The 14713-nt window shown below is 30.8% G+C and carries 14 protein-coding genes; 11 read left to right on the top strand and 3 right to left on the bottom strand.

What is annotated here, in order from left to right; all coding sequences use genetic code 11:
• Nucleotides 1-93: 93 nt before the first annotated feature.
• Together H0I27_RS02735 and H0I27_RS02730 are read left to right on the top strand one after the other, a co-directional pair.
• Nucleotides 94-1011 (top strand): flippase-like domain-containing protein, encoded by a 918-nt coding sequence (locus H0I27_RS02735; protein ID WP_254713131.1) that lies wholly within the window; start codon nucleotides 94-96, stop codon nucleotides 1009-1011.
• A complete protein-coding gene (locus tag H0I27_RS02730; RefSeq protein WP_218732392.1) occupies nucleotides 1008-2189 on the top strand; it encodes a glycosyltransferase in 1182 nt (393 codons plus the stop codon). Before H0I27_RS02735 ends, H0I27_RS02730 begins: the two co-directional genes overlap by 4 nt.
• Nucleotides 2190-2322: 133 nt before the next feature.
• Here the strand turns inward: H0I27_RS02730 and H0I27_RS17710 are convergent, their stop codons facing one another.
• Genes H0I27_RS17710 through H0I27_RS02720 form a run of 3 tightly spaced genes read right to left on the bottom strand, consistent with a single transcriptional unit; the run spans nucleotide 2323 to nucleotide 3678 of the window.
• The gene (locus H0I27_RS17710; protein ID WP_262887957.1) at nucleotides 2323-2454 is read right to left on the bottom strand and encodes a hypothetical protein; all 132 of its coding nucleotides are present in this window, start codon (nucleotides 2452-2454) and stop codon (nucleotides 2323-2325) included.
• A gap of 10 nt (nucleotides 2455-2464) precedes the next feature.
• Nucleotides 2465-3136: a tRNA (5-methylaminomethyl-2-thiouridine)(34)-methyltransferase MnmD gene (gene mnmD, locus H0I27_RS02725; RefSeq protein WP_218732391.1), complete on the bottom strand. Its 672-nt coding sequence runs from the start codon at nucleotides 3134-3136 to the stop codon at nucleotides 2465-2467.
• Nucleotides 3137-3171: 35 nt separating this feature from the next.
• Nucleotides 3172-3678 carry a DUF4920 domain-containing protein gene (locus H0I27_RS02720; RefSeq protein WP_218732390.1) on the bottom strand — a complete coding sequence of 169 codons (507 nt, stop codon included), beginning with the start codon at nucleotides 3676-3678 and terminating at the stop codon, nucleotides 3172-3174.
• A gap of 120 nt (nucleotides 3679-3798) precedes the next feature.
• Here H0I27_RS02720 and H0I27_RS02715 point away from each other — a divergent pair, with 120 nt between their 5' ends.
• From H0I27_RS02715 to H0I27_RS02675, 9 genes are all read left to right on the top strand, one after another.
• On the top strand, nucleotides 3799-4857 hold the full coding sequence (locus H0I27_RS02715; protein ID WP_218732389.1) for a branched-chain amino acid aminotransferase: 1059 nt from the start codon (nucleotides 3799-3801) through the stop codon (nucleotides 4855-4857).
• 274 nt (nucleotides 4858-5131) lie between these two features.
• Nucleotides 5132-7564: a glycoside hydrolase family 2 TIM barrel-domain containing protein gene (locus tag H0I27_RS02710; RefSeq protein WP_218732388.1), complete on the top strand. Its 2433-nt coding sequence runs from the start codon at nucleotides 5132-5134 to the stop codon at nucleotides 7562-7564.
• A 343-nt stretch (nucleotides 7565-7907) separates the two neighbouring features.
• Nucleotides 7908-8363, top strand: a complete 456-nt coding sequence (gene rplM, locus H0I27_RS02705) for a 50S ribosomal protein L13 (RefSeq protein WP_208890954.1) — start codon at nucleotides 7908-7910, stop codon at nucleotides 8361-8363.
• Nucleotides 8363-8749: a 30S ribosomal protein S9 gene (gene rpsI, locus H0I27_RS02700; protein ID WP_218732387.1), complete on the top strand. Its 387-nt coding sequence runs from the start codon at nucleotides 8363-8365 to the stop codon at nucleotides 8747-8749. Before rplM ends, rpsI begins: the two co-directional genes overlap by 1 nt.
• A 145-nt stretch (nucleotides 8750-8894) precedes the next feature.
• Nucleotides 8895-9689, top strand: coding sequence for a 30S ribosomal protein S2 (rpsB, locus tag H0I27_RS02695; protein ID WP_218732386.1), 795 nt, complete (start codon nucleotides 8895-8897; stop codon nucleotides 9687-9689).
• 24 nt (nucleotides 9690-9713) lie between these two features.
• Entirely contained in the window at nucleotides 9714-10685 is a 972-nt protein-coding gene (gene tsf / locus H0I27_RS02690) for a translation elongation factor Ts (protein ID WP_218732385.1), read from the top strand.
• A gap of 147 nt (nucleotides 10686-10832) precedes the next feature.
• Complete coding sequence (gene pyrH, locus H0I27_RS02685; protein ID WP_218732384.1) at nucleotides 10833-11543, top strand: UMP kinase; 711 nt, start codon at nucleotides 10833-10835, stop codon at nucleotides 11541-11543.
• A gap of 28 nt (nucleotides 11544-11571) precedes the next feature.
• Entirely contained in the window at nucleotides 11572-12126 is a 555-nt protein-coding gene (gene frr / locus H0I27_RS02680) for a ribosome recycling factor (RefSeq protein ID WP_218732383.1), read from the top strand.
• 96 nt (nucleotides 12127-12222) lie between these two features.
• Entirely contained in the window at nucleotides 12223-14598 is a 2376-nt protein-coding gene (locus H0I27_RS02675) for an RND family transporter (protein WP_218732382.1), read from the top strand.
• The last annotated feature ends 115 nt before the right edge of the window (nucleotides 14599-14713 follow it).

The following is a 14713-nucleotide window of genomic DNA, read 5'->3' as shown; positions in this document are numbered from 1 at the left end:
TTTTGTTTTTATCACCAAACTTACTGATGATTATTTGTTACTTTGCAAACCATGTATAATTCGCTTTCATACAAATCTAAACAATTCTTTTGGTTGATAATAAAACTATCGATTGTAATTGGTTGCGGATATTTTATTTACACAAAACTAATTGATAACGAGCAGCTAAAATTTGCTGTTTTTTATAAAAAATTAATAGAAAATGATATTTTTTCCATCAAAAACATATTTTTTCTATCTGTTTTCACATTATTGAATTGGTTTTTAGAAATCTTGAAATGGAGATCACTTGTCGATCATGTAAAACAAATCTCTTTTATTGAAGCCACAAAGCAATCCTTAGCTTCATTAACAACTTCTTTAATTACACCCAACAGAATTGGGGAATACGGGGCAAAAGCACTGTATTTTAAAAAGCAACATAGAAAGCAAATATTAGGTTTAAATTTAGTAGGTAACTTTTATCAAATGCTTATGACCTTATTTTTTGGAAGTATAGGTTTCTGTTATTTTGTTCTTAGTCATAAAATTGATGTTGATCTTTATCAAATTTTAAAAGTTTTACTCTTAGTATTTATTGTAATATATTTCTTATTATTTCTACTCAAAAGACTTGATTTTAAGGGTTTTACTTTTGAAAAAGCAAGAAGTTTTATAAAAAACATACCTTTAGCACTAAATATAAAAGTTGCTGTTTTATCAATGTTTAGATTCTTGGTTTTCTCAAATCAGTTTTACTATTTATTACTCATTTTTAATGTTGATATTTCTTATGTTGATGCAATTTCGTCAATTACCTCTGTATACTTAATTGCTTCTACAATACCAATGTTATCTTTATTTGATGTTATTTTAAAAGGATCTGTAGCTATTTGGATGTTTTCGTTTTTCAACATAGAACCTCTTATCATTCTATCTACAACCACTTTAATGTGGATTTTAAATTTTGTTTTACCTGCAATTATTGGTAGTTATTTTGTGTTAACTTTTAAACCTAGTTTTACAAAATGATTTGGCTACTAATTTTCATATTTACTTTTTATGCTATTCTAATTCTCTGGTTGGCAATTGGCTTTAAAAAAGTTAAAGAATTTAAAAAAACAGCATCAGTAAATAAAGCCTTATTTTCAGTAATTATTCCTTTTAGAAATGAAGCTGAAAACCTACCTATTTTATTAAAATCAATCGCAGAGTTGAATTACCCAAAAGAATTGGTAGAGTTTATTTTGGTTGACGATGCTTCTACGGATAACTCTGTTAAAATAATTCAACAATTTGTCATTTCCAACAAGGAACAAGGAGAAATCTCAGGAGTCCAAGAAGATCTCGATACAATTTCGCAAAAAAGTGAAATCACTAGAACAGACATTCGCATCATAAAAAACAATAGAACTTCCAACTCACCAAAAAAAGACGCTATTACTACCGCAATTTCTCTTTCAAAAAACAATTGGATTGTTACCACAGATGCAGATTGTATTTTACCTAAAAATTGGTTAAAAAGCCTAGATAGCTTTATTCAGAATAATAATGCAAAAATGGTAGTTGCTCCTGTAAACTACAAAGCTAAAAACAACTTTTTAGAACAGTTTCAATTATTAGATTTTATGAGCATGCAAGGAACTACCATTGGTGGTTTTGGAATGGATTTTCCTTTTTTGTGCAATGGAGCAAACTTTGCTTACAGAAAAGATACTTTTCTGCAACTAAACGGTTTTGAAGGCAACAACAATATTGCCAGCGGAGATGATGTTTTTCTGTTTGAAAAATTTATAATTGCTGATAAAAAAAGTGTTTTTTATCTAAAATCTAAAGAAGCTATTGTTACTACATTTCCCGTAAAAACATGGAGTGATTTAGTAAACCAAAGAACACGATGGGCTGCAAAAACGGGTAATTTTAGTTCTTTAAAAGTAAAGTTAATTGGTTTGCTAGTTTTACTGACCAACTTTGTTGTTGTTTACTATTTATTGCTTGGAAACTTAGAAACACTTTTTATCCCTTTTGTATTAAAATTGATTATTGATTTGTTTTTATTCTTACCAACAATTCAGTTTTTTAAACAGGAAAAACATTTTTATAAATGGTATCTTTTTGCGAGTTTTTTATATCCTTTTTTTAGCCTTCTGGTTATTTTTAAATCTCTCTTTTTTAAATACAATTGGAAAGGAAGACGTTTTAAAAAATAATCTCTACTTTAGGTAAATGAATATTGTCTGCAAAGAGGTTTAGCCCTGATTGCAGCAATTGTTTGAGCTCTTTTTTATCCTTTTTCAGGATAAAAAAAGCGAGTGCGGAAAGCAGGAAATAGCTTCTAAAAAATTAAAATAATGCATTCATAATATCTTCGGCTTTGAACCAAAGAATTAAAACGAAAGCTAAAACAGCAATTAAAAAAAGCCCTTTTGTTGGTTTTGATTGCTTTTGTCTTCCAAATTTTCTTTTGAATTCCATCTTATTTTTTTTAGTCGTTAGTTTTGGTAGTTATTTTAGTTGCTCTTAACATTTCCCTTTTTCCTGGAGGTCCTGGCAAACGCTCTACTGTTAAACCAACTTCTTGCATAGCTCTTCTAACGCTTCCTTTTGCCGAATAAGTTACTAAAATTCCGTTTTCTTTTAATGCTTCAAACATTTTACGGAAAATCTCTACTGTCCATAATTGAGGCTGAACACGAGCACCAAAAGCATCAAAATAAATTAAATTAAACGCATCTTTATCTTCGATATCTTCAAAAAATTGTTTTCTTTTTGTTAGCGAAAAATGATCTGAAATCTGATGCTTTTCTTCCCAAGAAACAGCGTGCATTTTATCGAACAAAGCACTTTCTTTTTCTGCTTTTAAAACAGAAATAAAATTCATATTCTCTACCTCTTCTGCAGTAACAGGATATGCCTCTACACCAACATAGTTTATATTTCTTTTTGCTTCTAAATAAGTAATAAAACAGTTTAAACCTGTACCAAAACCAATCTCTAAGATAGATACTTCTTCTGCTGCAACCAACTTTAACCCGCTATTAATAAAAACATGGTAAGACTCATTAATGGAACCGTTTTTAGAATGATATTGTTCATTTAAATCAGGTAGATTAATGGTTGTAGAACCATCGGAAGTTATTAGAATTTCTCTTTTCAAAATATGTAGACTTATTACTTATTGAAACTAATTTCTTATTTTTTCATTAAAACACCATCTGCCTCAAAAGTAAATTCTTTTTTAGGCTCGGTAATTTGTGCTATTTCTTCTTTAGTTTTCCCTGCATCTTCTGCGTAATGTTGCAATTCTTCTACAGATGTTTCTTGTACAAATGCTTTACCATTTAAAACTACTTCTTTTCCTTGAGAATCTAAAGGCATAAAAAAACCATAATCTTTAAAACGAACCATTGTTTCTGTTTCTTCGCTTAAAGGCAACTTCATCCAACATCCTTTTTTAGAACAAACTTCTTTAATACTAGATGCAAATTTCACATTAATAGTATCACCAGCTTTCATGGTTATAAATTTAGCTAATAACTCTTCTGAAGTAATTGCATTATCTAATTCAATTTTCTCTCCGAAAGATTCATAAACCACTTCTTGTTTTGGTTCTGATGTTTCATTGTTTGCTTTCTTGCCCTCTTTACATGCCGTAAAACCAAGTAAAATAACCAAACAAAAGGATATTACATATTTCATATTTTCTAAATTTATTGAGTATCGAACAAAAGTACATATTTTAATGAGTAAAAGCAATGATTAGTTATATCGTCCGATGAATATTTTATGTACATTTGTCTAATAATTCAATCAAAAAGAATGAAATCTGATATAGAAATTCAACGTATAGAAAAATCGAAGATAGATTCTGTAGATTTTAACAATCTACCATTTGGTAGTGTATATTCTGACCACATGTTAGAGTGTGATTTTATAGATGGCGAGTGGCAAACACCTGTTATTAAACCTTATGCACCTATCTCATTAGACCCAGCTGCAAAGATTTTCCACTACGGACAATCTATTTTTGAAGGTATGAAAGCCTACAAAGACGCAGACGATAACACCATGTTATTTAGACCTTTAGAAAACTGGAAGCGCTTAAATAAATCTGCAGAACGTTTGGTTATTCCAGCTGTTCCTGAAGATGTTTTTATGGAAGGTTTAAAAAAATTATTAGAAGTTGATAACAAATGGATTCCTACAAATGAAGGAAGCTCTTTATACATAAGACCTTTTATGTTTGCTTCTGGAATAGGTTTTCACGCTTCTCCTGCAAATGCATATAAATTTATTATTTGTACTGCTCCTTCTGGTGCGTATTTTTCTGGTAAAGTAAAAGTTTTAATAGAAGAAAAATATGCTCGTGCAGCAAATGGCGGTGTTGGTTTTGCGAAAGCTGGTGGTAATTATGCCGCTCAGTTTTACCCTACACAATTAGCCATAGACAAAGGTTACAATCAAGTTATTTGGACAGATGATAATACGCACGAGTATATTGAGGAAGCTGGAGCAATGAATATTTTCATTAGAATTAATGATACTTTAATCACAAGCCCTACAAGTGATAGAATCTTAGACGGAATTACACGTAAAAGTGTTATTCAGATTGCAGAGGACATGAATATTGATGTAGAAGTTAGAAAAATTACAGTTTCTGAAGTAATTGCTGCTGCGCAAAGCGGTAGTTTAAAAGAAATGTTTGGAGCAGGAACTGCTGCAGTGATTTCTCCTATTGCAGGTTTTGGATACCAAGGTTCTGATTATGATTTACCCGAATTAGAAGTTCCTTTTGCTGGAATTCTAAAGAAAGCAATTACTGATATACAAACAAACCAAGCTGAAGATCCTTACGGATGGAGAGTAATTATTAAGTAAACAATTTACAGTTAAAATATATTATATAAAAGCATCAATTAATTTTGATGCTTTTTTTTGTACTTAAATCAGAATTAAGTAAAACAAGTAATAACAGAAGCTTCACATCTTCTTAAAAAACAAACCATAGACTTATCAAAAACGAAACGTTCACAATTAAAAATAAAGTATTTTTTATTTATATTAACCACGCCAACACAACTACCATGAAAGAGCGAAAGTAAATTGAAAAATTAAATTTCCGTTTTGCTATTCAAAATTATAAAACAATAAAATGAACTTTAAAAAAACGTCTAAAATATTTTTACTGACATTATTAATTTCCTCTAATATTATTAGTCAAACAAGAAAAACTATAGAACTTTCAGAAAACTGGACTTTTAATAAAGGTGAAAATAAAAATGCCGAAAAAATAAATTTTAATGATAAAAACTGGCAAAAAGTAACAGTTCCTCATGATTGGGCAATATACGGTCCCTTTGATAAAGAAATAGACAAACAAGTTATTGCAATTACTCAAAACGGAGAAAAGGAAGCTACAGAAAAAACAGGTAGAACTGGTTCTTTACCACACACAGGAACTGCTTGGTACAGAAATAAATTTAATATTTCTGAAACCAATATCAACAAAAAAATAATTTTATTGTTTGAAGGCGCAATGAGTGAGCCCCAAGTATTTTTAAATGGAAAAAAAATTGGCGAATGGGCTTACGGCTATAGTTACTTTTACTTTAATATTTCTAAAGATTTAATTGCAGAAGAAAACACTTTAGCCGTAAAATTAACCAACAAAGAGTATGCTTCACGTTGGTACCCAGGAGCAGGTTTGTATAGAAAAGTAAGTCTAATCATAAAAGAAAAAGAAAGCATTAATCAATGGGGAACTTTTATTACAACTCCTTTTGTTAGTAAAAGTGAAGCTAAAGTTAATATAAAAACAAAAATATCTAATGAGTCTGGTGTATTAACAACTACAATTTTTGACGCAAATGGAAATTTGGTAAATCAACTCAAATCCGATATTCATTTTAACAATGAATTCGATCAAAACATAAAAGTAAAAAACCCTATTTTATGGAGTCCAGAAAATCCATATTTATACAAAGTAGTCACAAAGCTTTATGTAAAAAATCAATTAAAAGATGAAATCACAACAAAATTTGGGATAAGAGAAATAAAATATGAACCTAAAAAAGGATTTAGTTTAAACGGTAAAAAAACTAAATTTAAAGGAGTTTGTTTACATCATGATTTAGGTCCTTTAGGGACAGCGGTAAATACCGCAGCTTTAAAAAGACAACTAGCAATTTTAAAAGACATGGGAGTTAATGCAATTAGAAGTTCTCACAATATGCCTTCTTTTGAGCAACTTGAACTTTGTGACGAAATGGGGTTTCTTTTTTTAGCAGAAAGTTTTGATGAATGGGCAAAACCAAAAGTAAAAAATGGCTACAATCGTTTTTTTGATGAATATGCAGAAAAAGATATTGTTAATTTAGTTAGAGCTACCAGAAATCATCCTTCAATTGTAATGTGGAGTTCTGGAAATGAAGTACCAGATCAATGGGGAGCGGAAGGTGTAAAACGCGCAAAATGGTTGCAAGATATTTTTCATAGAGAAGACCCTACAAGACCCGTTACAGTTGGCATGGATCAAGTAAAAGCAGTTATGGCTTCTGGGTTTGGAGCAATTATGGACATCCCTGGATTAAATTACAGAGTACATTTATATGATGAAGCTTATAAAAAATTTCCTCAAGGGATTTTATTAGGTTCAGAAACAGCATCAACAGTTAGCTCTAGAGGCATCTATAAATTTCCTGTAGAAAAAGCAGCTATGAAAAAATATGATGATTTTCAAAGTTCTTCTTATGACTTAGAATATTGTAGTTGGTCTAACTTACCAGAAGATGATTTTATCTTACAAGATGATAAACCTTGGGTTATTGGTGAGTTTGTTTGGACTGGTTTTGATTATTTAGGAGAACCAACTCCGTATGACGAAAGTTGGCCCTCTAGAAGTTCTTATTTCGGAATTAATGATTTAGCAGGTCTGCCAAAAGACAGATATTACTTATACAGAAGTAGATGGAATACCAAAGAAGAAACCTTACATATTTTACCACATTGGAATTGGGAAGGAAGAGAAGGTGAAAAAACACCCGTTTTTGTGTACACAAATTACAATAGCGCAGAACTATTTGTAAATGGAAAAAGTATGGGGATTCAAAAGAAAGATCATTCTAGTCCACAAAATAGATATCGCTTAATGTGGATGAATGTAAAATACGAACCAGGAACTTTAAAGGTTGTTGCTTTTGATGAAAAAGGAAACCCTGTTTCTGAAAAAGAAGTTCATACTGCCGGTAAACCTTCAAAAATAATTCTTAGCCCAGACAGAAAAATTATAAAAGCAGATGGGAAAGATTTATCTTTTGTTACAGTTTCTGTAGTAGATAAAAACGGAATTGAATGTCCAACAGCAACTAATCAACTTAAATTTAAAGTAGAAGGAAATGCTAGCTATAGAGCAGCTTGTAATGGAGATGCTACTTCATTAGAATTATTTCACCTACCAACAATGAAGCTTTTTAGTGGTAAATTAGTAGTCATTGTCCAAGCTTCAAAAAAAGAAGGAGATATAGAATTAACTGTTATCGGCAAAGGATTAAATACAGGAAAACTAAGTATAAGTTCTAAAAAATAGATTTTTAATCTACATTTTAAAAAATGTAACCATCTAAGGGCATTTTTCACTTGAGTAGGCTACTCTCCTCAATTTAATTTAGCTTTTTTATGCCAAACTAGAATTCTAATTAAGTTCCAATTATCTCTATTGTGAATTGTTATTATAAAAAGAGTACGCTAAACCAATATTTTATCCCTTAAAAATAAATTTCTATTTTATTAAGGTAATGAATAAGTAATTAATGGATTAAGCGTAAAATAAATACAAAACACTATTTGTCAATCAAATAAAATACAGTACATTTGCACTCCTTTTTTAAGGAAAATTCAATCATTAATAAACAAAAACTAATAGTGTAATTATGAACACATTAAGTTACAAAACAGTATCAGCAAACAAAGCTACCGTAAACAAGGAGTGGGTTTTAGTTGATGCAGACGGGCAAACGTTGGGTCGTCTAGCTTCTAAAGTAGCAAAGCTAATTAGAGGTAAAAACAAACCTAATTTTACTCCTCACGTAGATTGTGGAGATAACGTGGTTATCATCAACGCAGAAAAAATTGTTTTAACTGGTAACAAATGGAAAGAGAAATCTTACATCCGTCACACAGGTTATCCAGGAGGACAAAGATCGTTAACTGCAACAGAAATGTTTGAGAAAGATCCTACAAGATTAATCGAAAAAGCAGTAAAAGGAATGTTACCTAAAAATATTTTAGGAGCGGCACTTTACAGAAACTTGTATGTATATGCAGGTACAGAGCACAAACATGCAGGTCAAGAACCTAAAGCTATTAACCTTAACGATCTTAAATAATGGATATAGTACATAAAATCGGTAGAAGAAAAACAGCTGTAGCTCGTATTTATCTTTCTGAAGGAACAGGAAACATTACAGTAAACAAAAAAGATTACAAAAACTACTTTACTACTGGAACTTTACAGTATAAAGTACAACAACCTTTAATGTTAACAGAAAACTTAGAATCTTACGATATTAAAGTTAATGTTTACGGTGGTGGTGTAACAGGACAAGCAGAAGCGATCCGTTTAGCTATTACAAGAGCTTTAGTTGCTATCAACGAAGAGCACAGATTGGTGTTAAAACCAGAAGGTTTATTAACTCGTGACCCAAGAATGGTTGAACGTAAGAAATTCGGTCAGAAAAAAGCACGTAAAAAATTCCAATTCTCGAAACGTTAATATTTGTCAGAATTTATTCTGCAATTTATTATATCGAGAACTGTTATTATATTTTAATATTAAACAGTTTAGCATCTAAATAGTTAGGACTCGAAAGACTACCTAACTATTGATTTCAAAACAGAAAGTAAACACATTTAAGAAAATGGCAAACGTAAACATTCAAGAATTATTAGATAGTGGTGTACACTTTGGACACTTAACTAGAAAATGGAACCCAAACATGGCTCCATACATTTATACAGAACGTAATGGTGTTCACATCATCGATTTGTATAAAACAGCAGCAAAAATAGAAGAAACTTCAGAAGCTTTAAAAAAGATCGCTAACTCTGGACGTAAAATTTTATTTGTAGCTACTAAAAAGCAAGCAAAAGATATCGTTGCAGAAAAAGCAAAAGCAGTAAACATGCCTTTCATTACAGAAAGATGGCCAGGTGGTATGTTAACTAACTTTGTAACTATTAGAAAAGCTGTTAAGAAAATGGCTCATATTGATAGAATGAAGCAAGATGGTTCTTTTGATGCATTATCTAAAAGAGAAAAATTACAAATCAATCGTCAGAGAGAAAAATTAGAAAAGAATTTAGGTTCTATTTCAGATATGACTCGTTTACCTGGTGCATTATTTGTAGTAGATATTAAAAAAGAGCACATTGCTGTTGCAGAAGCTCAAAAATTAAGCATTCCTATTTTTGCAATGGTTGATACAAACTCTGATCCTAGATTAGTAGATTTTATCATTCCAGCAAATGATGATGCTTCTAAGTCTATAGACAAAGTATTATCTTATGTTACTGATGCAATTGCAGAAGGTTTATCTGATAGAAAAGCAGACAAAGAAAAAGTAAAAGAAACTAAAGAAGTTGCAGCTCCAAAAGCTGAAGCAGCAGCTCCTAAGGCAGAAGTTACTGAAGCACCTGCTGAAGAAAAAAAATAATTCTAACTAAAAAACATACATAACATGGAAACAGTAAAGATTAGTGCTGCTGATGTTAAAAAATTAAGAGAAGCAACTGGAGCTGGAATGATGGACTGTAAAAAGGCATTAGTTGAGGCTGTTGGTGATTTTGATAAAGCAATTGATATTTTACGTAAAAAAGGTCAAAAAATTGCTGCAAAAAGAGCTGATAGAGAATCTACAGAAGGAGTTGCAGTAACAAAAATCAATGCTGATAATACTGCTGGTGTAGCAATCGTATTAGCTTGTGAGACTGATTTTGTTGGTAAAAACGATGCTTTCGTTGAATTAGGAAGTCAATTTGCAGAAATTGCTTTAAATCATGCTGATAAGGAATCTTTCTTAGCTGCTGATTTTCGAGGAATGACTGTTGCTGATAAATTAATTGAGCAAACTGGTGTTATTGGAGAAAAGTTAGAGATAACTGCTTTTGAGAAAATCGAAGCTGCTTATGTTGGTGCTTATACTCACATTGGTAAAATTGCTGCTTTAGTAGGTTTAACTGCTGTAGTAGACAATGCAGACGTTTTAGCTAAAGACGTAGCTATGCAAGTAGCTTCTATGGGTGCATCTTCTTTATCTTACAAAGATTTTGATCCTGCATTTGTTGCTGCTGAAACTGAAGCAAGAATTGCTGTAATTGAAAAAGATAATATTGAATTAGGAAGATTAGGGAAAACGTTGAAAAACGTACCTCAATTTATCTCTATGTCTCAATTATCTGACGAAGTTTTAGCAAAAGCTGAAGAAGCTGCAAAAGCTGAATTAGCTGCAGAAGGAAAACCAGAAAAAATCTGGGATAGAATTTTACCAGGAAAAATGGAAAGATTTATTGCAGACAACACAACTTTAGATTTAGAGCAATGTCTTTTAGACCAAGCTTTTATTAAAGATGAAAAGAAAAATGTTGCACAATATGTAAGTACATTTGGTGATGTTTCTGTAAGTGGTTTCAAAAGAGTTACTTTAGGATAAACATTTATCTTCTATTCTTGTAAATACAAGAATTTAAATATTTAAAACCTCGCATTCTATAATTTTAGAATTGCGAGGTTTTTTTGTATCCCAAAAAAAGGAAACTCAAAAAAAAAGCTTAATTTTGCACAACTTTCAAAATAAACTATGCAATACAAGAGAATTCTTTTAAAATTAAGTGGAGAAGCTTTAATGGGCGAAAGACAATACGGAATTGATCCTAAACGTTTAGCTGAATACGCAAAAGAAATTAAAGAAGTAGTACAAAAAGGAATAGAAGTTGCCATTGTAATTGGTGGTGGAAATATCTTTAGAGGTGTTGCTGGTGCTGCAAATGGTATGGATCGTGTACAAGGAGACCATATGGGTATGTTAGCAACCTGTATTAACGGTCTAGCACTGCAAAGTGCTTTAGAAGATGAAGATGTGCATACGCGTTTGCAAACAGCTTTAGAAATTAAAGAAGTTGCAGAGCCATATATTAAAAGAAAAGCAATTCGTCACTTAGAAAAAGGAAGAGTTGTTATATTTGGTGCAGGTACGGGAAATCCGTATTTTACAACAGATACAGCTGCAGTTCTTAGAGCAATAGAAATAGATGCAGATGCTATTTTAAAAGGAACTAGAGTTGATGGAATCTATGATGTAGATCCAGAAAAGAATAAAGGTGCCATTAAATTTGAAAACATAACTTTTAAAGACGTAATTAAAAAAGGTCTTAAAGTGATGGATATGACTGCATTTACATTAAGTGAAGAAAACAAATTGCCAATTATTGTTTTTGACATGAATACAAATGGAAACTTAATGAAGTTGGTTTCTGGTGAAAAAATTGGTACTATTGTTAATACTCAATAATTAGGTTTTATAAAAATATTTACTGACGATGAACGAAGAAATTGAATTTATTCTTGATTCCGCTAAAGAAGCGATGAATAATGCTATTGAGCATTTAATTAAAGAACTAAGAACTATTAGAGCTGGTAAAGCAACCCCTGCAATGTTAGCAAATGTAATGGTAGATTATTACGGGTCTCAAACTCCGTTAGGCCAAATTGCAAATGTTACTACACCAGACCCAAGAACAATATCTGTGCAACCTTGGGAGAAAAACATGTTACAACCTATAGAAAAAGCTATAATGGTTGCCAACTTAGGTTTTAACCCAATGAACAATGGCGATATTATTATGATAAACGTTCCGCCATTAACAGAAGAAAGAAGAATCGGTTTAGCAAAACAAGCAAAAGCAGAAGCAGAACACGCAAAAGTAGGTATTAGAAATGCTCGTAAGGATGCAAATAATGATATCAAAAAAACAGATGTGTCAGATGATCTTAAGAAAATATCAGAAGCTGATGTGCAAAAATTAACAGATACTTTTATAAAGCAGATAGAAGAAAAACTAGCTGTAAAAGAAGTTGAAATCATGAAGGTTTAAAAAAACCGACACAATAAAAAAAAGAGGGTGTTTCTTAACACTCTCTTTTTATTTACAACAATGTACAATTAATTACAATTTCTAAAATTTAACTTAATGAATTTCTGGACAAAAGTTGCTGGTCTTATCTTAAGAAACCGTTATTTGGTTTTACTAGGTATTGCCATCATTACAGGTTTATTAGCTTCTCAAATGAAATATATGAAATTCTCATATACAGAAGCCAATTTATTACCTGAAGATCACATAGCAAATCTAGAATACAATCAATTTTTAGAAATTTTTGGAGAAGAAGGTAACTTAGTTATTTTAGGGATTAAAGATTCTACCGTTTTTACACCAAAAAAGTTTAATGCTTGGAATAATTTAGTACGAAAATTTGATAGCTTAGACGAAGTAGATTTTACAATTTCTATTGCAGATGTACAAAAATTAAAGGCAGATAGAAAACAACGAAAATTTGTACTAGAACCTTTATATGAAAAAGAACCAACAACAACACAAGAGGTTCTAGACATCAAAAAACAGTTATTTGAAAAACTCCCTTTCTACGATAATTTACTATTTAATAAGGAAACAGGTACATTACAAACAGCCATTTATATTAAAAAAGAAATCATAAATACACCAAAACGTAGAGATTTCATTTTTAATACATTAATACCAACTATAACTAAATTTGAAAAAGAAAATAATGTAGACATTCGGGTTTCTGGGATGCCATATATTAGAACGTTAAATGCACAAAATATTCAAGATGAAATATTACTTTTTGTAGCAGGTGCATTAGGAATTACAGCAGTTATTTTCTTCTTTTTCTTTCGATCTTTTAGAGCAACCTTTATTACACTTTTAGTAGTAATGACTGGTGTTATTTGGGCCTTTGGTTTTATAGGATGGTTCGGTTATGAGATAACAGTTTTATCGGCATTAATACCTCCTTTAATTATTGTTATTGGAGTACCCAATGCTGTTTTTCTAATTAATAAATATCAGCAAGAAATAAAGAAACATGGTCAGCAAGCTAAAGCCTTACAACGTGTAATTTCTAAGGTAGGTAATGCTACATTAATGACGAACATTACAACTGCATCTGGTTTCGCAACATTTGTCTTTGTAAAAAGTAGTTTACTAAGAGAGTTTGGTATTCTAGCTTCCGTAAACATCATTAGTATTTTTATACTAGCCTTATTAATTATACCTATTTTATATAGTTTTATGCCACTTCCAAAAAAGAAGCATTTAAACCACTTAGAAACAAAGTGGATTGAAAATGTTGTGAATTGGATGGAAAAAATGGTACGAAACAGGAGAATAACAATCTATTTTACCACAGTTATTGTAATAGTTGCGGCAATTATAGGAGTTTATAAAATAAAAGTTTCGGGTAGTTTAATAGAAGACATGCCTAAAAGTTTAGAATTTTATCAAGATATAAAATTCTTTGAAAGTGAGTTTGGAGGTATAATGCCCTTAGAGATTTTAGTTGATACTAAAAAGGAAAAAGGAGTCATGAGTTTATCCACTTTAAAAAAGATGGAAAAAATAAATGAAGCCATAGAAGCTTTTCCAGAACTTTCTAAACCAATCTCTATTACCAATGTAGTAAAATACTCTAAACAGGCTTATTACAAAGGGAATCCTAAATATTATCAATTACCAACAAGTCAAGAACAGAGTTACATTTTTGCATATACCAAAAACTCAAATAGTGATGCTAGCATGCTTAAAAACTTTGTAGATTCTACAGGACGTTATGCAAGAATAACTACTTTTATGAAAGACATTGGTACTGAAAAGATGAATGTAATTCAAGAACGTTTAAGGGAGGTAATTGCTAAAGAATTTCCATCAGATAAATATACAGTTTCAGTTACAGGAAAAGCATTAGTTTTTATAAAAGGAACCAATTATTTAATTAAGAATTTAGTTATTTCTTTATCATTGGCAATTTTCTTAATTGCCATTTTTATGGCTTGGATGTTTAGATCTCCACCAATGATTTTTATTTCATTACTGCCTAACATATTGCCATTACTAATTACAGCTGGTTTAATGGGCTACTTTGGTATTCCTATAAAACCATCAACAATACTTGTATTTAGTATTGCGTTCGGTATTTCTGTAGACGATACTATTCACTTTTTAGCAAAATACAGACAAGAATTAATGACTAATAATTGGCGTGTAAAACCATCGGTTTATGGAGCACTTAGAGAAACAGGAGTAAGTATGTTCTATACTTCTATTGTACTCTTTTTTGGCTTTTTAACCTTTACACTTTCTAGTTTTGGAGGTACCATTGCATTAGGAGGCTTAGTCTCTGTAACTTTATTATTAGCAATGGTTTCTAACTTACTATTATTACCATCATTATTATTAACTTTTGAAAAGAAAATAGCAAACAAGAAAGTATTTAAGGAACCTTCTATAAGAATTATTCCTCCGGATGAAGACAAATTAGAAGAATAAATATTTAGCTGATATATAAATATTTACTAAAAAAATCGGATGTTATTATTTGACATCCGATTTTTTAATAGAAGAATGAACAATGTTTTAACGATAGAAATTAACAGTATTTTAA

Origin of the sequence: Polaribacter sp. HaHaR_3_91, from assembly GCF_019278525.1 — a bacterium.
GTDB lineage: Bacteria > Bacteroidota > Bacteroidia > Flavobacteriales > Flavobacteriaceae > Polaribacter.
Note: the sequence above shows the minus strand (reverse complement) of the source record. Positions and strands in the feature narration are given on the sequence as shown.

What these genes read in the sequence shown, in the direction of transcription:
- H0I27_RS02730 (WP_218732392.1), top strand. Translation starts at nt 1,008, where the DNA reads ATGATTTGGCTACTAATTTTCATATTTACTTTTTATGCTATTCTAATT.
- H0I27_RS17710 (WP_262887957.1), bottom strand. Translation starts at nt 2,454, where the DNA reads ATGGAATTCAAAAGAAAATTTGGAAGACAAAAGCAATCAAAACCAACA.
- H0I27_RS02720 (WP_218732390.1), bottom strand. Translation starts at nt 3,678, where the DNA reads ATGAAATATGTAATATCCTTTTGTTTGGTTATTTTACTTGGTTTTACG.
- H0I27_RS02715 (WP_218732389.1), top strand. Translation starts at nt 3,799, where the DNA reads ATGAAATCTGATATAGAAATTCAACGTATAGAAAAATCGAAGATAGAT.
- H0I27_RS02710 (WP_218732388.1), top strand. Translation starts at nt 5,132, where the DNA reads ATGAACTTTAAAAAAACGTCTAAAATATTTTTACTGACATTATTAATT.
- rplM (WP_208890954.1), top strand. Translation starts at nt 7,908, where the DNA reads ATGAACACATTAAGTTACAAAACAGTATCAGCAAACAAAGCTACCGTA.
- rpsI (WP_218732387.1), top strand. Translation starts at nt 8,363, where the DNA reads ATGGATATAGTACATAAAATCGGTAGAAGAAAAACAGCTGTAGCTCGT.
- rpsB (WP_218732386.1), top strand. Translation starts at nt 8,895, where the DNA reads ATGGCAAACGTAAACATTCAAGAATTATTAGATAGTGGTGTACACTTT.
- tsf (WP_218732385.1), top strand. Translation starts at nt 9,714, where the DNA reads ATGGAAACAGTAAAGATTAGTGCTGCTGATGTTAAAAAATTAAGAGAA.
- pyrH (WP_218732384.1), top strand. Translation starts at nt 10,833, where the DNA reads ATGCAATACAAGAGAATTCTTTTAAAATTAAGTGGAGAAGCTTTAATG.
- frr (WP_218732383.1), top strand. Translation starts at nt 11,572, where the DNA reads ATGAACGAAGAAATTGAATTTATTCTTGATTCCGCTAAAGAAGCGATG.
- H0I27_RS02675 (WP_218732382.1), top strand. Translation starts at nt 12,223, where the DNA reads ATGAATTTCTGGACAAAAGTTGCTGGTCTTATCTTAAGAAACCGTTAT.